Annotated in this window: 24 protein-coding genes; 10 read left to right on the top strand and 14 right to left on the bottom strand. The window is 57.9% G+C overall.

Annotated elements, in window-relative coordinates; genetic code table 11:
* Window positions 1–115: 115 nt before the first annotated feature.
* Window positions 116–1,111 (bottom strand): tRNA dihydrouridine(20/20a) synthase DusA, encoded by a 996-nt coding sequence (gene dusA, locus C1Y43_RS08095; RefSeq protein WP_104187837.1) that lies wholly within the window; start codon window positions 1,109–1,111, stop codon window positions 116–118.
* Window positions 1,112–1,201: 90 nt separating this feature from the next.
* A complete protein-coding gene (locus C1Y43_RS08090) occupies window positions 1,202–2,449 on the bottom strand; it encodes a conjugal transfer protein TraF (protein WP_104187835.1) in 1,248 nt (415 codons plus the stop codon).
* A gap of 448 nt (window positions 2,450–2,897) precedes the next feature.
* On the opposite strand from C1Y43_RS08090, the gene zur reads away from it, so the two are divergent.
* Window positions 2,898–3,419 (top strand): zinc uptake transcriptional repressor Zur, encoded by a 522-nt coding sequence (zur, locus tag C1Y43_RS08085; RefSeq protein WP_104187833.1) that lies wholly within the window; start codon window positions 2,898–2,900, stop codon window positions 3,417–3,419.
* Window positions 3,420–3,489: 70 nt separating this feature from the next.
* On the opposite strand, the gene C1Y43_RS08080 is transcribed toward zur, so the two are convergent.
* From C1Y43_RS08080 to C1Y43_RS08065, 4 genes are all read right to left on the bottom strand, one after another.
* The gene (locus C1Y43_RS08080) at window positions 3,490–3,702 is read right to left on the bottom strand and encodes a CsbD family protein (protein ID WP_021507857.1); all 213 of its coding nucleotides are present in this window, start codon (window positions 3,700–3,702) and stop codon (window positions 3,490–3,492) included.
* A gap of 159 nt (window positions 3,703–3,861) precedes the next feature.
* Window positions 3,862–5,187: an MATE family efflux transporter DinF gene (gene dinF / locus C1Y43_RS08075; RefSeq protein ID WP_104188157.1), complete on the bottom strand. Its 1,326-nt coding sequence runs from the start codon at window positions 5,185–5,187 to the stop codon at window positions 3,862–3,864.
* A gap of 128 nt (window positions 5,188–5,315) precedes the next feature.
* Window positions 5,316–5,930: a transcriptional repressor LexA gene (gene lexA / locus C1Y43_RS08070; RefSeq protein WP_031279762.1), complete on the bottom strand. Its 615-nt coding sequence runs from the start codon at window positions 5,928–5,930 to the stop codon at window positions 5,316–5,318.
* Between the two features lie 105 nt (window positions 5,931–6,035).
* The gene (locus C1Y43_RS08065) at window positions 6,036–6,404 is read right to left on the bottom strand and encodes a diacylglycerol kinase (RefSeq protein ID WP_058780895.1); all 369 of its coding nucleotides are present in this window, start codon (window positions 6,402–6,404) and stop codon (window positions 6,036–6,038) included.
* A 125-nt stretch (window positions 6,405–6,529) separates the two neighbouring features.
* Here C1Y43_RS08065 and plsB point away from each other — a divergent pair, with 125 nt between their 5' ends.
* Complete coding sequence (gene plsB / locus C1Y43_RS08060) at window positions 6,530–8,953, top strand: glycerol-3-phosphate 1-O-acyltransferase PlsB (protein ID WP_031279763.1); 2,424 nt, start codon at window positions 6,530–6,532, stop codon at window positions 8,951–8,953.
* A gap of 135 nt (window positions 8,954–9,088) precedes the next feature.
* Here the strand turns inward: plsB and ubiA are convergent, their stop codons facing one another.
* The 4 genes from ubiA to C1Y43_RS08040 all read right to left on the bottom strand — a co-directional run bounded on the left by ubiA (window position 9,089) and on the right by C1Y43_RS08040 (window position 11,770).
* Complete coding sequence (gene ubiA / locus C1Y43_RS08055) at window positions 9,089–9,955, bottom strand: 4-hydroxybenzoate octaprenyltransferase (protein ID WP_168715025.1); 867 nt, start codon at window positions 9,953–9,955, stop codon at window positions 9,089–9,091.
* Window positions 9,956–9,979: 24 nt separating this feature from the next.
* On the bottom strand, window positions 9,980–10,498 hold the full coding sequence (gene ubiC, locus C1Y43_RS08050) for a chorismate lyase (protein WP_010616617.1): 519 nt from the start codon (window positions 10,496–10,498) through the stop codon (window positions 9,980–9,982).
* Window positions 10,499–10,590: 92 nt separating this feature from the next.
* Window positions 10,591–11,001: a phosphate-starvation-inducible protein PsiE gene (gene psiE, locus C1Y43_RS08045; RefSeq protein ID WP_104187830.1), complete on the bottom strand. Its 411-nt coding sequence runs from the start codon at window positions 10,999–11,001 to the stop codon at window positions 10,591–10,593.
* 70 nt (window positions 11,002–11,071) lie between these two features.
* Window positions 11,072–11,770, bottom strand: coding sequence for a UTRA domain-containing protein (locus C1Y43_RS08040; protein WP_104187828.1), 699 nt, complete (start codon window positions 11,768–11,770; stop codon window positions 11,072–11,074).
* Window positions 11,771–11,995: 225 nt separating this feature from the next.
* Between C1Y43_RS08040 and C1Y43_RS08035 the strand changes: the two genes are divergently transcribed.
* The 6 genes from C1Y43_RS08035 to C1Y43_RS08010 all read left to right on the top strand — a co-directional run bounded on the left by C1Y43_RS08035 (window position 11,996) and on the right by C1Y43_RS08010 (window position 18,375).
* The gene (locus tag C1Y43_RS08035) at window positions 11,996–13,057 is read left to right on the top strand and encodes an ABC transporter substrate-binding protein (protein WP_058770009.1); all 1,062 of its coding nucleotides are present in this window, start codon (window positions 11,996–11,998) and stop codon (window positions 13,055–13,057) included.
* Between the two features lie 141 nt (window positions 13,058–13,198).
* Window positions 13,199–14,008: an alkaline phosphatase family protein gene (locus C1Y43_RS08030; protein ID WP_104187827.1), complete on the top strand. Its 810-nt coding sequence runs from the start codon at window positions 13,199–13,201 to the stop codon at window positions 14,006–14,008.
* Window positions 14,008–14,859 (top strand): ABC transporter permease subunit, encoded by an 852-nt coding sequence (locus C1Y43_RS08025; RefSeq protein ID WP_021507865.1) that lies wholly within the window; start codon window positions 14,008–14,010, stop codon window positions 14,857–14,859. Before C1Y43_RS08030 ends, C1Y43_RS08025 begins: the two co-directional genes overlap by 1 nt.
* Before the next feature lies 1 nt (window position 14,860).
* Complete coding sequence (locus tag C1Y43_RS08020) at window positions 14,861–15,646, top strand: ABC transporter permease (protein ID WP_058757571.1); 786 nt, start codon at window positions 14,861–14,863, stop codon at window positions 15,644–15,646.
* A 2-nt stretch (window positions 15,647–15,648) separates the two neighbouring features.
* Window positions 15,649–16,641: an ABC transporter ATP-binding protein gene (locus C1Y43_RS08015; protein WP_058770007.1), complete on the top strand. Its 993-nt coding sequence runs from the start codon at window positions 15,649–15,651 to the stop codon at window positions 16,639–16,641.
* Between the two features lie 108 nt (window positions 16,642–16,749).
* Window positions 16,750–18,375 carry a Na/Pi cotransporter family protein gene (locus tag C1Y43_RS08010; RefSeq protein ID WP_104187825.1) on the top strand — a complete coding sequence of 542 codons (1,626 nt, stop codon included), beginning with the start codon at window positions 16,750–16,752 and terminating at the stop codon, window positions 18,373–18,375.
* An 81-nt stretch (window positions 18,376–18,456) separates the two neighbouring features.
* On the opposite strand, the gene gntU is transcribed toward C1Y43_RS08010, so the two are convergent.
* The 3 genes from gntU to gntR all read right to left on the bottom strand — a co-directional run bounded on the left by gntU (window position 18,457) and on the right by gntR (window position 21,473).
* Entirely contained in the window at window positions 18,457–19,797 is a 1,341-nt protein-coding gene (gene gntU / locus C1Y43_RS08005; protein WP_021507994.1) for a gluconate transporter, read from the bottom strand.
* Between the two features lie 2 nt (window positions 19,798–19,799).
* Window positions 19,800–20,336: a gluconokinase gene (gntK, locus tag C1Y43_RS08000; RefSeq protein WP_010615889.1), complete on the bottom strand. Its 537-nt coding sequence runs from the start codon at window positions 20,334–20,336 to the stop codon at window positions 19,800–19,802.
* A 141-nt stretch (window positions 20,337–20,477) separates the two neighbouring features.
* Window positions 20,478–21,473, bottom strand: a complete 996-nt coding sequence (gntR, locus tag C1Y43_RS07995) for a gluconate operon transcriptional repressor GntR (RefSeq protein WP_104187824.1) — start codon at window positions 21,471–21,473, stop codon at window positions 20,478–20,480.
* Window positions 21,474–21,868: 395 nt separating this feature from the next.
* On the opposite strand from gntR, the gene C1Y43_RS07990 reads away from it, so the two are divergent.
* Window positions 21,869–23,437, top strand: coding sequence for an AbgT family transporter (locus C1Y43_RS07990; protein WP_104187822.1), 1,569 nt, complete (start codon window positions 21,869–21,871; stop codon window positions 23,435–23,437).
* 275 nt (window positions 23,438–23,712) lie between these two features.
* Complete coding sequence (locus C1Y43_RS07985) at window positions 23,713–24,216, top strand: GNAT family N-acetyltransferase (protein WP_104187820.1); 504 nt, start codon at window positions 23,713–23,715, stop codon at window positions 24,214–24,216.
* Between the two features lie 57 nt (window positions 24,217–24,273).
* On the opposite strand, the gene ggt is transcribed toward C1Y43_RS07985, so the two are convergent.
* Window positions 24,274–26,025 carry a gamma-glutamyltransferase gene (gene ggt / locus C1Y43_RS07980; protein ID WP_021507998.1) on the bottom strand — a complete coding sequence of 584 codons (1,752 nt, stop codon included), beginning with the start codon at window positions 26,023–26,025 and terminating at the stop codon, window positions 24,274–24,276.
* Between the last annotated feature and the right edge of the window lie 193 nt (window positions 26,026–26,218).

Here is a 26,218-nt window from a genome sequence, read left to right as displayed (position 1 = left end):
GACAGAGGAGAAGTTGATTTGGTGAAATTGACTAACTGGTGGTGAATTAAAAACCGCACGACGAAACCGTGCGGTTTAAACCGTCCTGCCGGCCTGACCAGGCCGGCTCGCGGGATCAGGCTTCCTGCACGATGCGGTCGGCCACCAGCGCCAGCGCCGCTTCCAGCACACGGACGTCGGCGCCCGGTTTGTGAGCATTTTCGCTCAGATGACGGCGCCACTGGCGCGCGCCGGGAATGCCCTGGAACAGGCCCAGCATGTGGCGCGTAATGTGTCCCAGATAAGTGCCCTGGGCCAGTTCGGCTTCGATGTAAGGATACATGGAACGCACCACGGCGACCGGATCGGCCACCGGTGTCTCGCGGCCAAACAGCTGGCGATCAACCTGCGCCAGAATGCCGGGATTTTGATAGGCCTCTCGCCCCATCATCACGCCGTCCAGGTGCTGCAGATGCGCTTTGGCCTCTTCAAGCGTCTTAACGCCGCCGTTGATTGCCATGGTCAGCGCCGGGAAATCCCGCTTCAGCTGGTAAACACGCGGATAATCGAGCGGTGGAATTTCACGGTTCTCTTTCGGACTGAGACCCGACAGCCACGCTTTACGCGCATGAATAATGAACGTATCACAACCGCCCTGCTGCGCCACGGTGCCGACAAAATCGCACAGGAAGGCGTAGCTATCCTGGTCGTCAATACCGATGCGGGTTTTCACCGTGACCGGAATGCTGACCACATCGCGCATCGCTTTGATACAGTCCGCGACCAGCGCCGCCTCACCCATCAGGCACGCGCCAAAACGGCCGTTCTGTACCCGATCGGAAGGACAACCGACGTTCAGGTTGATCTCATCGTATCCACGCGCTTCTGCCAGCTTTGCACAGGTTGCCAGCGCGGCCGGATCGCTACCGCCCAGCTGCAGCGCCAGCGGATGCTCCGCCTCGCTATAGGCCAGATAGTCGCCTTTGCCGTGGATGATGGCCCCGGTGGTCACCATTTCGGTGTACAGCAGCGTGTCGCCGCTCAGCTGACGGTGAAAATAGCGACAGTGACGGTCGGTCCAGTCCAGCATGGGTGCGATGGAGAAACGTTGCGAAGAGAATGTATCGGTCATGAAACGCAGTAAATCCGCAGTTAAGTGATGAGAAACTGCGCAATGATATCACAGCTGTGACGGGCGACACAGCCGCCCGTCATCGTCTGGTCAGAAGTTAAACCCGAGCTGCACCATGGCGCCCCAGGTATTGTCTTTGCCGACCGAACCGGCCAGGTCCAGATGCACCGCGTTGTTGAACGGCGACACGCCGAGACCGGCCGTAAACACATCGGTGTCGTTCGACTTCATATCCGCGCGATAGCCGGCACGCAGCGCCAGCCAGTCCAGCACGCGATATTCACCACCCACGCCAGCGTACTGACTGCTCTCCTGCGATTTAAAACGTTTGGTTTCCGTCAGATCGACATCGCCGGTCAGAGTAAAGGGTCCGCGATTCCACGCCAGTCCGGTGGTTACCAGCGAGCGAATCTGATACGTATCGCGATAGCCGTTAACCTCTTTGGTGTCGATATCGCGCGAGACCAGGTTCTGCCCGGTCACGCCGAAGGTCCAGTTCTCCGCGAAGTCGGTAGCGATACCGGCATCGACGTTGAAACCGGTATCGGTGCTGCGATAGCGGCTGTCGTTAATATCATTCTTGTCGTAGTTATAAACGCTGGCGGTGTAGTTATACAGCCAGGTTTTCTGCAGCTTCGGCGTGACGCCAACGGAGACCGGGTGACCGGCGATGGTGAACTCATGTGCCATTGCGACACCGTAATCGGTGATCAGCGCAGCCAGGCCGTTGGCGCTGGATCGCAGATTATTTTGGTCGCCCGGCAAAGGAATGCGGCCATTTGCGACCTGATCCAGATAATCAATATCGCTCTGTACTACGTTAGCGCGGATGTGCGCCGTGCCGTAGGCTTTGGTGATGAAGGCGAAAGGAAGGGTCTCGTTGGGAATGCTGACGGCTAACGCCACGCCTGCGGTGCCATTCGCTTTATCACCGCGCAGATCGCGCAGCTGATTGGCCATATCACCTGCCGCCGCTCTGACCTGAGGCGCGCCATTGATGATCTCCGGCAGCGTGATGTTGTTGATCACGTCACGATAGCGGTCCACCGTATCAGTAATTTCGTCTACGCGATCCACTAATTTGTCTTTGTCAGTAATCTGCACCCCGGCTGAAGGAAAAATGATGCTGACGTTATCTTCAGGCTGCGCTTTGGTCATCAATGCCGGGTTAGCCAGCACTGCCGAGCTCCAGGTTGAGGAAGCGACACCGGTTCCCCCCATGGCATCGTTACGCGCATCGTACCAGGTGCCAGCAGCAAATGCTGATGAGGTAACAAATACCGCATTAAAACCAACAACATAAGCAATTTTCTTGCGTCTGAATAATGTCTTCACCATGAGTCTGCCATCACCTTTTAATTGTCGTTGACTGTCTCTACGACGGAATAGTTTATTAGCCCTATTCTGAACGCTGGCTAACGCTTTATTGCTGTGAATTGAAAGGAATTAGCATTGCTATTCGCAGAATTGGTCACGCCCGCACCATTCTGCTGTTGTTTTATGCAGAAATATGAACGTCAGCTAAATTGATGCCAGAAATTACTTAAAACCTTTTGAACCATAGCCACTAAGTCAGTGAGTTGCAAAGCAAAAAGATGGGTTAACCTGTGAGAAAAAACTCAGGAAGGAAAAGCATGGCTTAACAGAAGGAGGTACCAAGACGCAACGCGGCAGATAAGTGGCTGAAAGCTGGACATTTCCTGGATGATATAAGGTAAAAAAGCAATGGCAGCAGCGTAAAAGTTTGTGTGATAAAATAACATCACCCATCACCTGGAGAATGCTTATGCCAAACCTCACGCCCGAACAACTGCTCACGCAGGCTGAATCTCTGTGCCTTGACCGTGGCGTGCGCCTCACTACGCAGCGCGCAGAAGTGCTGCGCCTGATGGCGGAGCAGAACGGTTCCATTAGCGCTTACGATTTGCTGGACCAACTGCGCATCAGTGAACCCCAGGCGAAACCACCGACTATTTATCGCGCGCTGGATTTCCTGCTGGAGCAGGGATTTATTCATCGGGTGGAGTCAAATAACAGTTATGTGGTGTGCCACCATTTCGACGAGCCGGCGCACACATCGGTGATGCTGGTGTGCGACAACTGTGCCGCCGTCAGTGAGAAGCACGCGCACGGCGTGGAAAAGATCATTGCCGGGTTGGCCGATCAGGCAGGTTTTGCCTTACGTCATAGCGTTATTGAGGCGCACGGCTTGTGTGAAAACTGTGCCGAAGTGGCGGCCTGCACGCAGCCGGGTAGCTGTCAGCACGATCATGAAGTGGAAAGTAAGAAGAAGGTGCGTAAAGGGTAACTGGCACCTCCGTGTGCCAGGCCGATCGTAACGATCAGCGGGTAGGAGCATCATCCTTAAAGCGGGAGACTTACCAGCGGTAATCTTTGTTTTGACTTTCCCAGTCTTTCAATTCACGTTCAGCTTCATCTTTGGCGTAACCGTAACGTTCCTGAATTTTACCCACCAGCTGATCGCGTTTCCCTTCGATCACGGTCAAATCGTCGTCGGTCAACTTGCCCCATTTCTCTTTAAACTTCCCTTTAAACTGCTTCCAGTTTCCGCTCGCTTCGTCTTTGTTCATAACAATCCTCCACGTCTTCCTGAGTGAGATGGTGTATTTCTCATGTAATGCCGGAAATAACCATATAACGCGCTACTTATCTGCGCCGTTTGAGATAATTATAGTAGCCGCTTCGGATTGTGCACGGAATTACAGATTATTCTGGTGCCTGCGCTGCGCTTATGGCTGGCTGAACCAGCTGTCACGCTGCCAGTGGCGGCGCCACATCCATCCCAGCGTCAGGCCGCGCAGCGCCAGAAACACCGTGATCGCCAGCCATAAACCGTGATTCCCTAACCACGGCAGCGTCAGCAAAGTGATACCGAAACCGGCTGCTGCCATGATCATGCTGTTACGCATTTCGCGGCCGCGCGTCGCGCCAATGAACATGCCGTCCAGCAGATAACACCAGACGCCGACCAGCGGTAAAATTACCTGCCACAGCAGAAAGCGATCGGCCATCTCACGCAGCGGCTGCAGCGAGGTAAGCAGTGCAACAATGTGCGCGCCGCTAAGCGCATAAATAACCGCAAACAGCAGCGCAACGATACCCGCCTGGCGACAGGCGGCATGCCAGATCAGCAGCAGCCGGCTGCGATCTTTTGCCCCTACCGCTTCACCCGAGCAGGCTTCCACCGCGTAAGCAAAGCCGTCCAGCGCATAGGCAGTAAACGTCAGGAACATCAACAGCACCGCATTAACCGCAACCACATCCGGTCCGATGCGTGCACCCAGCAGGGTCAGTGAGGCGAAGCAGATCTGCAGCATGAGCGAGCGCAGCATGATGTCGCGATTAAGGCGAAATAACCGCGCCGCGTCTCCGCGCCAGCTGTTTTTCAGCAGTTTGAAATCGATGCCGCGCAGTTTCAGCACGCGCGCCACCATCCATAATCCCACTGCCAGCGTCACGTATTCGGCCAGCGCCGTGGCGGCGGCAGCACCGGCAACGCCCCAGTGCAGTTTCAGCACCAGCAGCAGATCGAGCAGGATGTTGACCAGGTTTCCGATAATCAGCAGAACCATCGGCGCACGCGCATACTGCACGCCCAGCAGCCAGCCGAGAATCACCAGGTTAGCCAGCGTAGCTGGTGCGCTCAGCCAGCGGATTTCAATGAAGATCTGCGCCTGCTGCTGGACTTCCGCGCTGCCGCCCATCAGCGTTGCCGCCAGGCTACTGGCAGGTGAACGCAGCAGCGCCAGCAGCAACCCGGCGGCCAGAGCGATCAGCAGCGGCTGCATCAGTGCGCGCGCCAGTGCCTGCTTTTCGCCGGCCCCGAAGGCCTGCGCGGTTAAACCGGTGGTGCTCATACGCAGAAACAGCAGCAGCATAAAGATGAAGCTGGTTGCCGTGGTGCCTACCGCCACGCCGCCGAGGTAGATCGGACTATCAAGATGGCCAATCACGGCAGTATCGACCACGCCGAGCAGCGGCACGGTGATATTGGAGAGGATCATTGGCAACGCCAGTCGCCACAGCGCTTTATCAGAAGAGGAAAATAGCTGCATCAGCCCCATCCCGAGGGTTACAGTAGTCGGCCTGAGCGAGCGCCTTACGGGCCGGGAACAAAAGTATGATTAAAGCAGACTGCGGCCAGCGCGCGTGCGCCGCCGCAGCGGGGGAGATCAACCGGGTTTCAGAGCCACTCGCCGTTGCGCACGATGCCTACGGCCAGCCCTTCCACGGTTAGCGACTGTTCACGGGTATCCACGACAATCGGCTGGAAATCATTGTTTTCCGGCAGCAGCTGGACAATCGCGCCCTGCTTCTTCCAGCGTTTCACCGTGACTTCATCATCGATACGCGCAACCACCACCTGGCCATTGCGCACTTCCTGCGTTTTATGCACTGCGAGCAGATCGCCGTCCATAATGCCGATATCTTTCATCGACATACCGCTGACGCGCAGCAGGAAATCGGCAGAGGGTTTGAACAGGTTGGCGTCGACCTGATAGTGGGCTTCGATATGTTCCTGCGCCAGCAGCGGTTCACCGGCGGCGACGCGACCGATCAGTGGCAGCCCTTCACTCGCCTCTTCTTCCATCAGCAGGCGGATACCGCGCGATGCACCGGAGACGATTTCAATGACACCTTTACGCGCCAGCGCTTTCAGGTGCTCTTCAGCAGCGTTAGGCGAGCGGAAGCCCAGTTGCGAAGCAATTTCAGCACGCGTTGGCGGCATGCCGGTCTGATTAATATGGTCGCGAATCAGGTCATAGACCTGTTGCTGCCTGCTGGTTAACGCTTTCATCCCGCCCCCTGGTTGTTTATACAGTCGCTGTGAGTATATACAGGTATTGGCGAAATGAAAACCGAAACAGAGGGAAAAATCAGCGGCTTGATGAATGTGGAATGTTTATCGCAAATGCGACCAAAGCAGCGCGATCCAGACAAACAGAGCCAGTAGGATAGCCAGCAGTACCGCCGCCGAGCCCATGTCTTTGGCGCGTCCCGCCAGCGGATGGCGTTCCTGACCAATACGGTCCACCACGGCTTCGATGGCACTATTAAGGATCTCAACAATGACTACCAGCACCACCGAGCCAATCAGCAACACACGCGTGATGATATCGACATCCAGCCAGCAGGCGATGGCAACCGCGACCAGTGCGGCAATCGCCTCCTGGCGAAAAGCGGCTTCATGCTGCCAGGCAGCGCGCAGCCCCTGCCAGGAATAACCGGCGGCTTTAATGATTCTCAGGAAACCGGTGACGTTATTTGCCATGTTGTGGAACCCTTAACTGTTTTTGACGTCAATGTCTGGGCGCGCGAGGTGGCACAGCCACAGATCTTCGCCGCACTTTCTGGTATGCTTGCCGCGCTTTGCTAACAAGAGGCTTCAAGTTGTCTATGTCAGGTTGGCGTAAACTCTATTACAAATTGTTGAATTTACCACTCTCTATTTTGGTAAAAAGTAAGGTCATTCCGACCGATCCGATCTCGGAACACGGTATCGATCCGACCCGTCCGGTGATGTATGTTTTGCCTTATGATTCAAAGGCGGACCTGCTCACGCTACGCGCACAGTGCCTGAAGCACGATCTGCCGGATCCGCTGGCGCCGCTGGAGATTGACGGCACCCTGCTGCCGCGCCACGTATTTATTCACGATGGGCCGCGCGTCTTCCCCTATTTCGTGGCGAACCCGGAGTCGGTCAAGCTTTTCCATGACTACCTCGATCTGCACCGCAATAATGCGGCGCTGGACGTACAGATGCTGCCGGTTTCCGTGATGTTTGGCCGTGCGCCAGGCCGTGAAATTCAGGGCGAACCGACGCCACATCTGCGTATTCTTAACGGTATACAGAAGTTCTTTGCCATCCTGTGGCACGGTCGCGACAGCTTTGTCCGCTTCTCGCCCACGGTTTCACTGCGTCAGATGGCCACCGAACACGGTACCGATCAGTCGATCGCGCAGAAGCTGGCACGTGTCGCGCGCATTCATTTTGCCCGCCAGCGGCTGGCAGCCGTCGGCCCGCGTCTGCCGGCACGCCAGGATCTGTTCAACAAGCTGCTGCAATCCAAAGCGATTGAGAAAGCGGTTGAAGACGAAGCGCGCAGCAAGAAAATTTCGCATGAAAAAGCGCAGCAGAACGCCATCGAGATGATGGAAGAAGTGGCGGCGGATTTCTCGTACGAAGCGATCCGCGTGACTGACCGTGTGATGGGCTGGCTGTGGAGTCGACTCTATCAGGGCATTAACGTGCACGGCGGCGAACGCGTGCGCCAGCTGGCGCAGGATGGTCACGAAATTGTTTACGTGCCATGCCACCGCAGCCACATGGATTATCTGCTGCTGTCCTACGTGCTCTATCATCAGGGCCTGGTGCCGCCGCACATTGCTGCCGGTATCAATCTCAACTTCTGGCCAGCCGGACCGATTTTCCGTCGCCTCGGTGCCTTCTTTATTCGTCGTACCTTTAAAGGCAACAAGCTCTACTCCACGGTGTTCCGCGAGTATCTGGGCGAGCTGTTCAGCCGCGGCTATTCGGTTGAGTATTTTGTTGAAGGCGGGCGCTCACGTACTGGCCGTCTGCTCGACCCGAAAACCGGCACGCTGTCGATGACGTTACAGGCGCTGCTGCGCGGCGGCAGCCGTCCTATCACCTTTGTGCCGATCTACATCGGTTACGAGCACGTGATGGAAGTCGGCACTTATGCCAAAGAGCTGCGCGGTGCCGCAAAAGAGAAAGAGGGCTTCATGCAGATGGTGCGCGGCCTGCGCAAGCTGCGTAACCTCGGCCAGGGCTATGTGAACTTCGGTGAGCCGCTGTCGCTGGTTAACTATCTCAACAAACAGGTACCGGAGTGGCGCGACGCGATTGACCCTATCGATCCTCAGCGTCCGGCGTGGATGACGCCGGTAGTGAACGATATCGCGGCACGTCTGATGGTACGCATCAACGAAGCCGGCGCGGCCAACGCCATGAACCTGTGCGTGACCGCGCTGCTGGCATCGCGCCAGCGTTCGCTGACGCGTGAACAGCTGACGGAACAGCTGGAGTGCTACACCCAGCTGCTGCGCAATGTGCCGTACTCACCCGAGTCAACCGTGCCGGATCTCAGCGCTGAAGCGCTGCTCGATCACGCCATGGGCATGAACAAGTTCGAGACCGAGCAGGACAGTATTGGCGAGATCATCATTCTGCCGCGCGAGCAGGCGGTGCTGATGACCTACTATCGCAACAACATCCACCATATGCTGGTGATGCCGTCGCTGATTGCCGCTATCGTGCAGCAGCATCGGGAGATCAGCGAGGCGGAACTGCTGCGTCAGGTCAGCCTGGTCTATCCGATGCTGAAGAGCGAACTGTTCCTGCGCTGGGACAGTGCCGAACTGCCGGCCCTGCTGAATGCGCTCTGCGCCGAAATGGCGCGGCAGGGGCTGATCACCGTACAGGAAGGCCAGCTGAAAATGAGCGCGGCACGTTACCGTACGCTGCAGCTGCTGGCGGCCGGGATTCGTGAAACGCTGCAGCGTTTCGCCATTACCTTCGCCATTCTCAGCGCCAAGCCGACCATTAACCGTGGCACGCTGGAGAAAGAGAGTCGCACGCTGGCTCAGCGTCTGTCAGTGCTGCACGGTATCAATGCGCCGGAGTTCTTCGACAAGGCAGTCTTTACCGCGCTGGTGCTGTCGCTGCGTGATGAAGGCTATATCAGTGATTCCGGTGATGCGGATGCTGAACGTACCAATATGATGTGGCAGATGCTGGCCGAACTGGTCACCAGCGATGTCCGTCTGACCATTGAGAGTGCCGTGGCGCACGACTAATGGGCGACTGAAAAACGCGGCGCATCTGTCACACGCCAGATTGCGCCGCGGTTTTCGTTGTCAGAATTCAGGCGCGAAAAGAACGCGCTTCCCACTGCGACGACCGGCGCGCCGCCGGGGTTAATCACCCCGCCATCAGAACAGCGCAACAAACGGCTGGGTATTGAGCAGCACGCCAATAAACAGCACCAGACCAACGTAGTTGTTGTTGAGGAATGCCTGGAAGCACAGCTCACGTTCACGCCCGGCAATCAGTTTCTGCTGATGCACAAACAGCCCGCCCGCCAGCAGCAGCGACCAGTAAAACGCACCGTTCAGATGCAGTAAAATGCCCACCAGTGCCATCAGGCCCAGCGCGGCCAGCTGTAACAGCCCGATAATCAGCTTGTCGTAACGCCCAAACAGAATCGCCGTCGATTTCACGCCAATCTTCAGATCGTCGTCGCGGTCAACCATGGCGTACTGGGTGTCATAAGCCACCGTCCAGCAAATATTGGCAAGAAACACCAGCCAGCAGACAAAGGGTAAGGACTCACTAACCGCCGCCCAGCCCATCGGAATCGCCCAGCCAAACGCCGCGCCCAGCACTACCTGCGGCAGATGGGTATAGCGCTTCATAAAGGGATAAACCCACGCCAGCGCCAGCCCGCCAAACGACAGCAGAATGGTCATGCGGTTCATGGTCAGCACCAGCAGGAACGCCAGCAGACCGAGGCCGCCAAACAGCAGCTTCGCCTCTTTCTCCGTTACCGCGCCGCTGGCTAACGGTCGCGCGGCGGTGCGTTTCACGTGGCCGTCGACGTTACGGTCGGCGTAATCATTAATCACGCAGCCCGCCGCGCGCATCACAAACACGCCAGGGACGAACACCAGCAGCACCGACAGCGGCGGAATCGCCATGCCGGACAGCCACAGCGCCCACAGTGTCGGCCACAGCAGCAGCAGCGTGCCAATCGGTTTATCAATACGCATCAGGCGACTATAGGCCTGCCATTTGCTCATGGTTAAAGTCTTTTGCACGGGGCGTTATCCTTGCTTCAGCGCGCGGTACAGCGGCGACGCCGGTAAAAACAGTTCAGTTAACAGCAGCGGTTTGCCGGACAGGCGCAGCCGCGAGCGGCGTCCCCACAGGTCATCAATCTGGCCCGGATCGATAAAATCGCGGCTCAGCGTCGAGGAGGAAAACAGGTAGCGTCCCAGCGGTCGCGTGCCGAGATTTTGCAGCATCTGTTCCGGGCCGTTCAGCGTGCTCTCCGGCACCACGGTACGGCCAATCAGCCAGGGTTCATTGTCACCGCACAGCACGATTTCACGCAGCCAGAAGCGCGTGTCGGCAGGCAGAAACGCCGCTTCCTGCGGCATCTCATCGGCGGTAATGAACGCTTCCCGCAGCAGTTGTACGGTAACCTGCTGGCAGTGCTGCTCAAAGCGGCGCGTCATTGAGTCTTCTTCCAGCAGCCAGTCAAGCAGCGGCGGTGAAAGTAACGGGGAAGAGGCTGGCAGCCAGTGCAGTGCGCGTAACTGGCGCAGCGCGTCATGCGACATCAGGACATCTCCGGTAAAAAAGTTGCCCTAGTGTAGCGCACCGCGCTCAGCGTGACACATCTGCTTGTGCCACGCTGGCGTCGCGGGAGGAATTACTCGCGTTTCAGGCGGTTACTATTGGCCAGCCACAGCGTCACCACCAGAATCAAAATGGCCGCCGAGTAGCACAACGTATCGAAAGGATTTTTATGGTCGACAATGATCAGACGAATAATCGCCGTGATCCCGATATAGACGAAGTAGCGCAGCGGAAAGTGATAACCGGACTGAAAGTACTTCACAATCAGCGCGATAAACTCGAAATAGAGAAAGTAGATCACAATGCCTTCGATCAGCAGATACGAGGACGCCTGCTCACCGGTGCTGAACAGCACATTCGCCAGGTGAATGGTCTCTTTACCGAGAAACACCACCAGAATAACGGCCAGAATCACCAGGCCAATGTTCAGTACCCACTGTAATACCGAAGCAATAAGCTGCCCCGCCGCTGATTTTGTTGTCATTATTTTGCGCCTCAGATGACGAGATTCTTCTGGCGCTATCATGCTGTAATGTGATCTAAATCACAATACATCACACCTCAACATCAACGCACAGCGCGTCATAACGCCAGTACTCGCAGTCGCAGTCAATCACCCGCTTATGCTGGTCACGGTTGATACGCGTAATCAGCAGGCCGGGCGTACCGCTCGCCACGTTCAGTGCGGGCGCCGCCCGCGCCGGAAGCGGACCGGGCACAATGGTAAACCGTGCACCGCCGTAGTGAATGCCGTAGCGCTGGTCATACAGATCGGTCAGCGAGCGGGTGAGATCTTCATGCAGCAGACCGGGAAAGAAGGCCGGATTGAGGTAATGCTCGACGTACAACACCGCGCGGCCATCAATGCGGCGCAGGCGGCGAATGCGGTACACCTGATCGCCTTCCAGCAGTTGCAGATGACGCGCAATTGCCAGCTGCGCCGGCACCTCGCGCGCCTCCATCACCTCAGTGCTGGCAATGCGCCCCTGCTGCAGCGCCATGGCATGAAAGTGACTGTGATGTGCCGGGTTATAGATGAGGCGCGGCGGCGCAATAAACCAGCCGCGCCGTAGTTCGCGGTAGATGACGCCCTGCGCTTCCAGCAGGCCAAGCGCTTCACGAAGCGTGATGCGCGTGGTGGAATATTGTTCGCTCAACGCGCGCTCGGCCGGCAATCGTCTGGTGACAAACTCTCCGTTTTCAATCCGTTCGCATAGTGCGGCGGCGATCACATCTGCGGTTTTCGACGACATTTTTTCAGCCTCATTTTGGGGCAAATCTGCACTATGACAGTTCGATGACTACAATGTGACAAGGCACATCCCACGCTTTAGCGCGCTGTAACCGCATGTGGAACGACGCGCCACATCCCATTTCAACACCCCGGTCATAAAACCTTCATCTATCCGGGCTACATTGGCTCGGTTCTTGCTGGACTAGACCACGACGACCCACAACTTACACCCGGAGCAACCGAGATGAAAGCGTTTATCTCTTCTGTAGTAGCCAGTGCCGTTCTGCTTGCGCTGCCCGCCGCGCATGCCGCTGATAACGATGTTGCCGCGCTGGAAAAAGCCGCGCGCGCCGAAGGCCAGGTGAACAGCGTCGGTATGCCTGACACCTGGGCTAACTGGAAAGATACCTGGAACGATCTCAGCACCAAATACGGTCTCAAGCACAGCGATACCGATATGTCTTCGGCGCAGGAGCTGGCGAAGTTTGCCGCCGAACAGGATAACGCCAGCGCCGATATCGGCGACGTGGGCGCCGCCTTCGGCCCGATTGCCGTCGCCAAAGGCGTGGCGCAACCCTACAAACCGACGCACTGGGATCAGATTCCGGCATGGGCGAAAGACGCCGATGGCAACTGGATGCTGGCCTACACCGGCACCATCGCTTTCCTGATCGACAAGCAGCAGGTGAAAGACGCACCGCACAGCTGGGCCGATCTGAAAAAAGGTAAGTATGTGGTCACTATCGGCGACGTCGGCACGGCTGCTCAGGCGGCAAACGGCGTACTCGCCGCCAGCTATGCGCTGGGCGGTGACGAGAAGAACATCAAGCCGGCGCTGGCGTTCTTTGGCGAGCTGGCGAAACAGGGCCGCCTTGGCGTGACCGATCCGGTGATCGCCAACATCGAAAAAGGTGAGATTCAGGTCGCCGTGGTGTGGGACTTCAACGGTCTGAACTACCGCGACCAGATTGATAAAAATCGCTACGAAGTGGTGATTCCGTCGGACGGGTCCGTGACTTCTGGCTACACCACCATTATCAACAAATACGCCCGCCACCCGAACGCGGCGAAGCTGGCGCGTGAATACATTCTGTCGGATGAGGGCCAGATCAACCTGGCGAAAGGCTATGCGCGCCCGATTCGCGCCGAGCATTTAACGCTGCCGGCGGACGTGCAGGCCAAACTGCTGCCGCAGTCGGAGTATAAAAATGCCCGTCCGATCAAAGATCAGGCTGCCTGGGATAAGACCTCAAAACTGCTGCCGCGCCTGTGGCAGGAGAATGTGGTTATTAACATGAAGCAGTAACGCAGAGGTTCTGCCAGTCGCACATACCGTAGCGGCGCGATGTATCGCGCATCCGTTTTCCGGCAATGCGCAATACATTGCGCCGGTACCTATCACCAATTTTTACAGGGTGCGCATTCATGCGCACCTGAGGGAGCGGGGATGAAAACAATCCTGGTGGTACTCGATGGGCTGAGTAATCAGGTGGCGCAGCACGCCATGGGCTATCTGTTTGCCGAATGCAAACAGGGCAACGGCCACTATTACACGCTGACCTGCGAACTGCCGTCGCTGTCACGTCCGCTGTACGAATGCATTCTGACCGGCATTCCGCCGGTGCGCAGCGGCATCATTCACAACGGCGTCAATCGCCTGAGCAATCAGCGCAGTATCTTCCACTACGCGCGCGACGCCGGACTCACTACCGCCGCTGCCGCTTATCACTGGGTGAGCGAACTGTATAACCGCTCGCCGTTCAACGCCGCGCGCGATCGCCACACTAACGCGCCCGACCTGCCGATCCAGTACGGCCATTTCTACTGGGACGACGGTTACCCCGACTCGCATCTGTTTGAGGATGCCGAAAGCCTGCGCCTGCAGCACGATCCCGATTTCCTGCTGATTCACCCAATGAACATCGATGATGCCGGGCACAAGCACAGCCTGTCATCACCGCAGTACCGTAACCGGGCACGAATGGCGGATGGCTATCTGTCGCAGTGGATGCCCGACTGGCTGGCCGCCGGTTATCAGGTGATTGTCACTGCTGACCACGGCATGAACGACGATCGCTCGCACGGCGGTATTCTGCCGGAAGAGACGCAGGTGCCACTGTTTGTTTTTGGCCGCGGCTTCTCGCTGCAGCCCGACCTGGAACCGCAGCAAACCGACCTGTGCGGCACCGTCTGCACCCTGCTCGGCGTCCCGCACGACAAACCGCTGTGTCGCGGTCTGCTGGCGGAGCCGCGCTGATGAAGGGCAAAACCCTGGCCTCGCTGTTGCTGCTGCCGTTCGTGCTGTTCTGGATCGCCTTCCAGCTCGCGCCGCTGCTGTGGATTGCCATCAACAGCTTCTGGAGCGATATCAATGAGCGCTGGGGCATCGATAACTACAGCGATATCCTCACTTCACCGTTCTACCTGCAGGCTTTTCGCCTGTCGCTGGATATTTCGCTGTGGTCGAGCGTTTACGGCCTGCTGATCGCGCTGCTTGCCGGTTATTCGCTGCACAAGCTCGGCACCGGGCGTTTTCAGCGCTTTTTACTGTCGTTCACCAATATGACCAGCAACTTCGCCGGCGTGCCGCTGGCCTTCGCCTTTGTCATCCTGCTCGGACTGAACGGCTGCCTGACGCTGCTGCTGCGCCACTACGGCTGGCTGGACAGCTTTAAGCTGTTTTCGCGCGACGGCATGGTGCTGGTTTACACCTGGTTCCAGATTCCGCTCGGTATTCTGCTGCTCTACCCGGCGTTTGACGGGCTGCGGAAAGACTGGGAAGAGTCGGCGGCACTGCTCGGTGCCAGCCGCTGGCGCTACTGGTGGCACATCGGCCTGCCGATTCTGTTTCCGGCACTGCTCGGCACCTTTGTGATTTTGCTGGCCAACGCGCTGGGCGCCTACGCCACCATTTACGCGCTGACCACCGGCAACTTCAACGTGGTGCCAGTGCGCATCGCCGCGCTGGTGTCAGGCGATATCTCGCTCGATCCCAATACCGGCGGCGCGCTGGCGATGCTGCTGGTGCTGATTATGGCGCTGATTACCGTGGTGCAGCAGTATCTGGTGCGTCGCAGCTATCTGCATGCCCGCGTACAGGAGTCCTGACATGTCTCGCGTCGAAAAACTCTACCATCGCCTGATTGTCTGGCTGCTGCTGATCGTGCTCGCCGCACCGCTGCTGGCGACGCTGCTGTACGGCATCTCCAGCGAGTGGAGCGATACCATTCTGCCGCAGGGCTTTACCCTGAAGTGGCTGACGCAGTTGTGGAGCGATCCGCGCTTCCTCACCGCGCTCGGTCATTCGCTGCTGATCTGCGTGGGTGCGCTGTTGTTCTCCCTGCTGCTGGTGCTGCCTGCGATGTTTGTAATCGCTTACTACTATCCAAAACTGGACGCGGTGATGAACGTGCTGATTCTGATGCCGTTTGCCGTGCCGCCGGTGGTCTCGTCGGTCGGGCTGCTGCAGCTCTACTCCTCGGGCCCGCTGATGCTGACCGGCACGCCATGGATTCTCATCGGCTGTTACTTCACCATTGCGTTGCCGTTTATCTACCGCGCCATTGCCAACAATATGCAGGCCATCAACCTGAAAGAGCTGATTGACGCGGCTCATCTGCTGGGCGCCAGCACCTGGCAGGCAGCCCTGTTTGTGGTGCTGCCAAATCTGCGCAAAGGGGTGTTCATTGCCGTGCTGCTCTCCTTCTCCTTTCTGATTGGTGAGTTTGTCTTTGCTAACCTGCTGGTCGGCACCCGCTATGAAACGCTGCAGGTTTATCTCTACAACATGCGCAACGGCAGCGGGCATTTCACCAGCGCGCTGGTGATCTCTTATTTTGCGGTTGTCCTGCTGGTCACCTGGCTGGCCAATGCCCTCAATCCTGAACGAGGCTGACCATGAGTTACCTGAACGTTACCCAACTGAATAAAAGCTACGGCCCCACCACCATTTTTGAAAACATTGATTTCAGCGCCGACGAAGGTGAGTTTGTCACCCTGCTCGGCCCGAGCGGCTGCGGCAAGTCGACGCTGCTGCGCTGCATCGCCGGCCTGACCGATGTCGACAGCGGCACCATTCTGCTGCAGGGCCAGGATCTGGTGCCGCTGCCGCCGCAGAAACGTACCATTGGCATGGTGTTCCAGAGCTATGCGTTGTTTCCCAATATGACGGTAGAGAAGAACGTCGCCTTTGGCCTGAAGATGCAGAAACTGGCCGCTGGCGAGATTCAGCAACGCGTGATGGAAGCGCTGGCGCTGGTGGAGCTGACCGACTTCGCGCGCCGCTATCCGCACCAGCTGTCGGGCGGCCAGTGTCAGCGCGTGGCGCTGGCGCGTTCGCTGGTGACGCGGCCGCGTCTGCTGCTGCTGGATGAACCGCTGTCGGCGCTGGACGCCCGCATTCGCCGCCATCTGCGCGAGCAGATTCGCCACATTCAGCAGGAGCTGAAGCTAACCACCATTTTTGTCACCCACGATCAGGAAGAGGCGCTGACGCTGTCGGACCGTATTGTGCTGATGAACCGCGGTCGCATTGTGCAAAACGGCAACGCGGAAACGCTCTATACCCAGCCGGTGGATCTGTTCGCCGCGGGCTTTATTGGCAACTACAACCTGCTGAGTGCCGAACAGGCAACGCAGCTGACCGGTCAGCCGTTCAGCAGCCAGGTGGCGATTCGTCCGGAATCCATCCAGCTGTGCGCACCGCAGGCAGGCATCGCGGCCACCATTCTCAGCCATAGCCTGCTCGGGAACGTGATCCGCTATCGCGTGCTGGCGAATCAGGTCGAGTTGTCGGTGGATGTGCTCAACCGCAGCGTGGCAGATTTACACCCCGCCGGCATGCAGATTGGACTACAGTTAGAGATGTCGACGTTGCGCCAGGTCGCTTAAATTAAACGAAAAATTGGCAACGCAGCGCGACGCAGGTATTTATCGGCTGTGCTTATCGCCAGGCAGGCAGCCGCCTGTTTTCTGCCTGGCGCATAGGAGCCTTTATTCGTGCTAACCCTGCTTAACCTTCTCTCCGCCGTCGCCCTGCTGGTATGGGGCACCCACATTGTCCGCACCGGCGTGATGCGCGTGTACGGTGCCGATCTGCGTCGCGTGTTAAGCCGCAGCGTGGAAAAAAAACCGATGGCGTTTCTTGCCGGGATTGGCGTTACCGCGCTGGTGCAGAGCAGTAACGCCACCACGTTATTAGTCACCTCGTTTGTGGCGCAGAATCTGGTCAGCCTGACGCCCGCGCTGGTGGTGGTGCTGGGAGCTGACGTCGGTACCGCCATCATGGCGCGCATCCTGACCTTCGATCTCTCCTGGCTGTCGCCGCTGTTTATCTTTTTTGGCGTGGTATTTTTCCTCAGCCGCAAACAGACGCGCGCCGGTCAGATCGGACGTGCGGCCATCGGCCTCGGGCTGATTCTGCTGGCGCTGCAGCTGATTGTCGCCGCCGCCAAACCCATTACGCAGGCCGCTGGCGTGCAGGTGCTGTTCTCCACGCTGACCGGCGATATCATGCTGGATGCGCTGATTGGCGCGGTTTTCGCCATCATCAGCTACTCCAGCCTGGCCGCAGTGCTGATTACCGCCACGCTGACCGCCACCGGCGTTATCTCGTTCAAAGTGGCGCTGTGTCTGGTGATTGGCGCTAACCTCGGCAGCGGCTTGCTGGCAATGATCAACGCCAGCGGATCGAATGCTGCCGGCAAGCGGGTGGCGCTCGGCAGCCTGTTGTTCAAGCTGATTGGCAGCATCGTTATTTTGCCGTTTGTCGATTACATCGCCGACCTGCTGGATAAGCTGCCGGTTAACGATGAAGAGATGGTGATCTTCTTCCACGTGTTCTACAACCTGGTGCGCTGTCTGGTGATGGTGCCGTTTGCCGAACCGATGGCGCGCCTGTGCCGCCGCATGATCGCCGACGATGCGGAAAACCAGACCCATCTCAAGCCTAAGCACCTCGACAGCAGCGCGCTGGATACCCCGGCGCTAGCGCTGGCCAACGCGGCGCGGGAAACGCTGCGCATTGGCGATGTGGTGGAGCAGATGCTGGAGAGCTTCAACAAGGTGGTGATGGGCGAACTGCGCGAGGAGCGCGCAGTGCGGCGGCTGGATGATGATGTGGATGTGCTGTACACCGCCATTAAGCTCTATCTGGCGCGCATGCCGAAGGAGGATCTGGCGGAAGAGGATTCACGCCGCTGGGCCGAGGTAATTGAGATGGCGCTGAATCTGGAGCAGGCAGGCGACATTATCGAACGCATGAGCGCCGACGTAGCGGACAAATCGCTGCAGGCGCGCCGGGCGTTTTCGCCGGAAGGGCTGGAAGAGCTGACTTCGCTGCAGGAGCAGGTGTTAAGCAACCTGCGCCTGAGCCTGTCGGTGTTTCTGTCGCACGACGTCACCAGCGCCAAGCGCCTGCGCCGTGCCAAGCACCGTTTCCGCATCCTGATTCGCCGTTATTCCCACGCCCACGTCGAGCGCCTGCACCGACAGAATGTGCAAAGCATCGAAACCAGTTCGCTGCATTTAGGTTTGCTGGGAGATATGAAGCGCCTGAATTCGCTCTTCTGCGCGGTAGCGTACACCGTGCTGGACCAGCCGGACGATGAGCGCGAGGTGGATTAATCATTTTTACAACGCGCGATAAATCGCGCCGCTACAGGCTGTGCATTAATCTGTAACGGCGCAATTTATTGCGCATTGCCATTACGACAACAAACTAAACGCGATCATCCCGACGATAGCGCCGGTGGTGCCGAGAATCGTCTCCATCAGCGTCCAGGTCTTCAGCGTCTCGCCTTCGGTGGCACCGGTGAAGCGGCCGAACAGCCAGAAACCGGCATCGTTGACGTGGCTGATAATAATCGAGCCGCCGCCGATGCAGATCGACAGTGCCGCCAGCTGCGCACCGCTGTAATGCAACGGTTCAATCACCGGCATCACCAGCCCGACGGTGGTTAAACAGGCCACCGTGGCCGAGCCCTGAATCACCCGAATCGCGCCGGAGAGAATAAAACAGGCCAGCGCAATCGGCATGCCGGCACCGGTCAGCGCGTGGCCCAGCACCGGGCCAACGCCGGAATCCACCAGCACCTGTTTGAACACGCCGCCCGCGCCAATCACCAGCAGAATAATCCCCGCCGGTTGCAGCGCGCTGCCACATACCTGCATCACCTTCTCTTTATCCATGCCCTGACGGTAAGCCAGGCCGTAAATCGCTACCAGCAGCGCCAGCAGGATGGCGGTAAACGGATGGCCGATAAACTCCAGCCACGCATACAGACGTGAATCCGGTGTGGTAAAGCGCGCGCCGATGGTTTTCAGCCCGACCAGCAGCAGCGGGAACAGAATCAGCGACAGGCTAAAGCCAAACGACGGCAGCTGGCCCTCGCTGACGTCCGGCTGATGATCTTCCGGCGGCGCGCTGAACGTCACATGGCGCGCAATCAGGTTGCCGAACAGCGGACCGGCAATCAGCATGCCGGGGATCGCGGCGCACAGCCCCAGCAGGATCATCCAGCCAAAGTCAGCGTGCATCTGCGCCGCCAGCAGCATCGGTGCCGGTCCGGGCAGCAAAAAGGCCGCCGCGGCGGCGACACCGGCAAACAGCGGGATCACCAGTTTGACCAGATTATCGTGGGTGCGGCGTGCCACCGCGAAGGCGATGCTGATCAACAACACCACGGCCACTTCAAAGAACAGCGGCAGCGCACAGATCAGCCCGGCAATGCCCATCGCATAGTGCGCGCGCCGTTCGCCAAAGGTTTTCAGCATGCGAATGGCGATCTGATCGACCGCACCGGTTTCATGCAGAATTTTGCCGAACATGGCGCCCAGCGCCACCACAATGGCGAGAAAGCCGAGCGTGCCACCCATGCCTTTTTGCATGGTCTCGGCAATTTTATCCAGCGGCATACCGGAGAACAGACCGGCACCCATCGACACTAACATCAGAGCGACAAAGGCGTGCATCCGCGCTTTCATCACCAAAAACAGCAGCAGCAGGACAGAGCCTGCTGCGGTTAACACCAGCGTTGCGGTACTCATGACTAGCCCTTGTTGATTGCGCCCTCGATGGTCGCAACCGTGGCCGCAACTACCTCATCCAGTGAGTGATTGATATCGACAACCAGCACATCCGGCTCGTCGGCACCCGGTTCCTGCAGGGTTTCAAACTGTGTCACCAGCATCTGCGGTTTGAAGAAGTGGCCTTTGCGCGCCTTGAGACGAGACTCAATGGTGGCAAAATCGCCCTTCAGATAGATGAATTTAAGGTTGTGGTTGCCCTGACGCAGGATGTCGCGATAGGACTTTTTCAGCGCTGAACAGACGATGATCGAGATCGCCTGGGTGCGCTGCATCGCGAACGCCGCATCATTCAGCGCCTGCAGCCACGGCTGGCGATCGTCGTCGTTCAGCGGATGGCCTTCCGCCATTTTGGTGATGTTGCTGCGCGGATGCAGGAAATCACCATCCAGAAACGCGGTGCTGAGCTGATGAGACACCTGATTGGCGACGGCAGACTTTCCGCTGCCGGAAACACCCATCAGGATAAAGACGTGGTGCGATGGAGATGGCGTGGTCATGGTTTTGCGCTCCGGCAGGTTAAGCTGCCAATGTTACCGATAACAATTTTGATTGCCATTGTCCGAGCGCGCTCAGACGCTGGCAACCCTTGTCAGGCGGAAAAGCACGAAAGTGTGAACTGACTCAAAAAATCGCCAAAATCAGATGCTGCCACCTTCGGCAATCTCAAAACCGACATCCAGCGGCGCGGTCACGCTGCGATCGCCGCCAATCCGCGCCAGCAGCATAGCGGCTGATTCACGCCCCATGCGTTCGCGTGGCGTCAGCACCGTAGCCAGCCGCGGATTGACCACCTGCGTGATGTCGTGGCCGTGAAAGCCGGCGATCGCCATCTGCTCCGGCACGCGCAACCCCTGGCGCTGGCACTCAAACATCGCGCCTACCGCCAGGTCATCATTGGTACAGAACAGGCTGTCAGTGTGCGGATAGCGCTTCTGCGCCTCGCGCAGCAACTGGGCACCGGCGCTGAAGGAGGAGGCATCTTCCATCATGACGCTGTGTGGCGTCAGCCCGGCTTCGCGCATCGCCTGTTCGTAGCCCTGCTGCTTTTGCAGCGTACGCTCATCGAGGCGCGCGCCCAGATAGACGGTGTGACGATGGCCTTTCCTGAGGATAGCATGCGTCATCTGCCGCGCCGCCTCGACGTTGTCGAAGCCCACGGCCATATCAAGACACGGCGTGACGCAATCCATCATTTCGATCACCGGAATGCCCGCCACTTCCAGCATGCGCAGCGTGCCCGGCGTATGGGAACGTTCGGTGAGGATCACGCCATCAATGTTCCAGCCCAGCAGCGAACGCAGCTGCAGCTCCTCTTTGTGCGAGTTATAGCCGAAGTGCGCCACCAGCGTCTGATAGCCCGCTTCATCGGTCACGGTTTCAATGCCGCGCAGCACGTCGGCAAATACCTGGTTGGTGAGCGAGGGCAGCAACACGCCAATCGCGCGGCTGGTGGCGTTAGAGAGCATGTCGGGCGCACGGTTGGGGATATAGCCGAGTTCATCCAGCGCCACGGCGATTTTGTCGCGCAGCGCCGCAGAGACCTGATCGGGGTTCCGCAAATAGCGGCTGACGGTCATTTTTGTGATGCCGACGCGATCGGCAACATCCTGTAATACCGGTCTTTTCTTCTTCATCGTGTGCGCCTGAGGTCAGAGATAAGCTGAGTTTATCATTTTTTTGTCATGTTATGCCGTTGCGGCGCAACCTCTCACAGACACAACTGAAAAATACCAGCAGATAAAAACAAGACTGGTCTGCTGGAAAAGAAACATTAAAGCAATCCTTCGTGATTATTTAAATCCTAAAGCGGATTAACCTCACATAAAAATAAAAAAAACAGATTATTTAACTAACCTTACATTAGAAAGATAAATAAAATTAAATAAATATTATCAGTAAGATAAATAAATACACCTCGCATTATCCCTGGTTTAAACAGAAACTCACTCTTGATCGTTTTTTCCCTCTTCTTACTATGGCAAACCGGGCAAAAAGCGGCTCGCCCGCTGTATATAAGGAGAATGACCTCATGGAAAAAACCACTTCACCTGCGAAGCGTCCTGTCGAACGCTTCCTCAATACCGTTGAATGGCTGGGCAACCTGTTGCCGCACCCGATTACGCTGTTTGCACTGTTTTCCCTGTTTATCCTCGTCGCGTCGGCTATTGCTGCGGCATTAGGCGTGAGCGTGATCGATCCGCGCCCGATCGGTGCCGCCGGGCGCGCGCCGGACGGGGTGATTCACGTGGTCAGTTTGCTGAGCGCAGAAGGCTTACAGCGCATCGTCAGTCATCTGGTGACGAATTTCACTGGCTTTGCCCCGCTGGGAACCGTGCTGGTGGCGCTGCTGGGTGTCGGCATCGCCGAACAGTCTGGCCTGCTGTCCGCCGCGATGCGCGCACTGGTGTTTAACGCCCCGAAGAAGCTGATCACCTTTACCGTGGTGTTTGCCGGTATCGTCTCGAATACCGCTTCGGAGCTGGGATATGTGGTGCTGATTCCGCTGGCTGCGATGATCTTCCACTCGCTCGGTCGCCATCCGCTGGCTGGACTGGCGGCCGCGTTTGCCGGCGTCTCGGGCGGTTACAGCGCCAATCTGCTGCTTGGCACTATTGATCCACTGCTCTCCGGCATTACCCAGAGTGCAGCGCAGATCATCGATCCTGCTTACAGTGTTGGCCCGGAGGTGAACTGGTACTTCATGTTTATCAGCACCTTTGTGATTGCCGGGCTGGGCACCTGGATCACCAACAGCATCGTCGAACCCAAGCTGGGCAGCTATCAGGATAGCGAAGGTGATGCGGTGCGCGGCGACATGGGCGAGCTGTCGCCTGGCGAGCGTCGGGCACTCAAAGGTGCGGGCTGGGCGGTGCTGGTGGTGTCACTGCTGCTGGCGCTGACGGTCATTCCCGGCCACGGCGTATTACTGAATCCCAAAACCGGCACGCTGGCGGGTTCACCGTTCCTGAAAGGCATCGTGGTATTTATCTTTGTGTTCTTCGCCATCCCCGGTTTTGTTTATGGCCGCCTGATGGGCACCATGCGCAGCGATCGCGATGTCATTCACGCCATGTCCACCAGCATGAGCAGCATGGGAATGTACATCGTGCTGGTGTTTTTTGCCGCGCAGTTTGTCGCCTTTTTCAACTGGAGCAACTTCGGCACGGTGGTGGCAGTGAAAGGTGCCAGCCTGCTGGCTTCACTGGATATGAGCGCCCCGCTGCTGTTCGTCTGCTTCATCCTGATCTGCGGCTTCATCAATCTGATGATTGGCTCCGCGTCGGCCCAGTGGGCAGTGACCGCACCGATTTTCGTGCCGATGCTGATGCTGGTCGGGTTTGCGCCTGAGGTGATCCAGGCGGCGTACCGCATTGGTGACTCAGTGACAAACGTGATTACGCCGATGATGAGCTACTTCGGGCTGATCATGGCAGTGGCGGCGCGCTACCGTCGTGATATGGGCATCGGTACGCTGGTGGCGATGATGCTGCCTTATTCGGTGGTGTTTATGATTGGCTGGACGCTGCTGTTTGTGCTGTGGGTGTTCGTGTTTAACCTGCCGGTCGGTCCCGGCGCGGCCACCTGGTACACGCTGTAATCTCCCCGTGCAGTGGATTGCCACGGACGGCGATCGGTTAACGCGCAGGCAAAAAAAAAGCCAGCACCCGAGCTGGCTAAGAAACACTGGAAGCAATGTGAGCAATGTCGTGCTTACCCGGTTTGTCAGGAGACGCTGCCGGATTCGCGTTGACAATAATAATCATTATCATTCGCGTCTGTAAAGCCCTTTCCCGATTTTTTTACCGTTGACGTTGCGTGCGAATTCCCTGATGTTAAAGGGGATTTCATTCACTGAGTGCAAGGAGCTGCTTTATGAGTCAGGTTACTGTTCGTCACGCAACGCCCGAAGATGCCGCCGTTCTGACGCGTATCTATAGCCAGCCGGAAACCCAGGCGGGCACGCTGCATCTGCCGTATCAGTCACCGTCACTCTGGCAGGAGCGGCTCGCGAATCCCCGTCCCCATGTCACCATGCTGGTGGCCTGTATTGACGGGCAGGTTGTCGGTCAGCTGACGCTGGAAGTTATGGCGGTGGCACGCCGCCGTCACTGCGCCACTATCGGCATGGGCGTTGATCCGACATTCCATCGGCGCGGCGTGGGTAAAGCGCTGATGGCGGCGATGGTGGATCTGTGTGACAACTGGCTGCAGGTCACGCGGATTGAACTGACGGTGTTTGCGGATAACCACCAGGCCATGGGTTTGTATCAGCAGTTTGGTTTTGAGATTGAAGGTACCGCCAGAGGTTTCGCGGTCCGCGACGGCCAGATGATCGATACGCACTACATGGCGCGTCTGAAAGGGAATGCGCGATGAATCGCGCCGCTACCGGCCGGTGCACGGTGAGGTAGCGGCGCAATTTATTGCGCGACGTTAATACCCGGCACTCAAATCATCCACCGAGCGCGGGTCGGATGCGCCGTAACGCATGCCGTCCGGGCCAATCATGATGCTCTGCGTGCTGCCCATCGCCGGCAGCACTTTGACATGCTGACCTTTTGCTTCCAGCAGACGCAGCGTATCCGGGCTGAAGCCCTTCTCGACGCGCAGCTGATCCGGCAGCCACTGATGGTGGAAGCGCGGCGCATTGGTGGCTTCCGCCACGTTCATGCCGAAATCGATACTGTTCACCACCATTTGCAGCACCGTGGTGATAATCCGACTGCCGCCCGGGCTGCCGGTCACCAGCCAGGTTTTACCGTCTTTCGCTACAATGGTCGGCGACATTGATGACAGCGGACGTTTGGCCGGCTGAATCGCGTTCGCCTCACCGCCCACCAGACCATACACGTTTGGCGTGCCCGGCTTGGCGGAGAAGTCATCCATTTCATTGTTCATCAGAATGCCGCTGTTTCCGGCCACCACGCCGCTGCCAAAGTAGGTATTCAGCGTATAGGTCACCGCCACCGCGTTGCCGTCTTTATCCACCACCGAGAAGTGAGTGGTTTGATTGCTCTCGTACGGTGCCAGCTTGCCGGGCTTGATGTCGGCTGAGGGGCGCGCCTTGTTGACGTCAATCTGCTGGGCCAGCGTTTTGGCGTAGGCTTTGCTGGTCAGCGCCTGCTGCGGCACCTTAACGAAGTCGGGATCGCCGAGATACTCGGAGCGGTCGGCGTAGGCATATTTTTCCGCTTCGGCCATAACCTGCATCGCGTCCGCGCTGCCGAAGCCCCATTTCGCCAGGTCGAAGTTTTCCAGGATATTGAGGATCTGCACAATATGAATGCCGCCGGACGACGGTGGCGGCATGGAGAACACCTCGTAGCCACGGTAGCTGCCGCTTACCGGCTTGCGTTCCACTGCGCGGTAGGCCGCCAGATCCGCCTTGCCAATCAGTCCGCCGTGCTGCGCCATTTCGGCAGCGATCTCATCGGCAATTTTGCCTTTGTAGAACGCATCCGGCCCCTGCTGGGCAATCAGCTGCAGGCTGTGCGCGAGGTTTTTCTGCACCAGGCGATCGCCCTTCTGGTAAGGCTGACCGTCGGCTTTGTAGAAAATGGCGCGACTGTTGTCGTGGTTGATCAGGTTCTCTTTACCATAGGTAGCGAGATCGTCAGCCAGCGCATCGTTAACAATGATGCCGTCGCGCGCCAGCTTGATCGCCGGCGCCAGCAGCGTGCTGAGCGGCAGCGTGCCGTACTTTTGCGCCGCCAGGGCAAAACCGGCTACGGTGCCCGGCGTGCCGGAAGCCAGATGAGAAGTGAGTGATAACTTACTATCCGCGTTGCCCTGCTTATCAAGGAACATATCGCGCGAGGCACGCGCCGGCGCCATCTCGCGGAAATCGATGGCGGTGGTGCGGCCGGCAGCGGTGCGCAGCAGCATAAAGCCGCCACCGCCCAGGTTGCCCGCCTGCGGGTGGGTGACCGCCAGCGCAAAGCCCACCGCAATCGCTGCATCTACCGCGTTACCCCCCTGTTTGAGGATATCGACGCCCACCCGGGTTGCCATGGCGTCCACTGATGCAACCATCCCGTGCTGCGCTTTCACCGGGTGAAAGGTGTCGCTGTCGACGCCATATGACACCGGCGGTGCGCTGGCTGGCGCCGCCTGCGCCCCCTGCACCACGGTAAAACTCATTAACAGCGCCCAGCCGAACTGGCGCACACCGTTATGTATCCTCATCCCGCCACCATCCTTTCAGTTGTTTACATTTGTTATTGATTGCTGCAAGTGTTTGCAAATACTGTAAAAAAGATAGCAGTTAAGCCAAATTAGGTGCACTCCTGGTTTTGGGGTTTGTGATATCGCATAAACTTATGGTTGCGGCGGTTGCTGCCGGGTGGCGAGCAACCTCACACAGCAGGCCGCACTGATG

Source organism: Pantoea sp. ICBG 828 (assembly GCF_002928355.1).
Taxonomy (GTDB): Bacteria; Pseudomonadota; Gammaproteobacteria; order Enterobacterales; family Enterobacteriaceae; genus Pantoea; species Pantoea dispersa.
The sequence above is the reverse complement of the archived record's forward strand: the minus strand, read 5'-3'. Positions and strand labels throughout refer to the sequence as shown.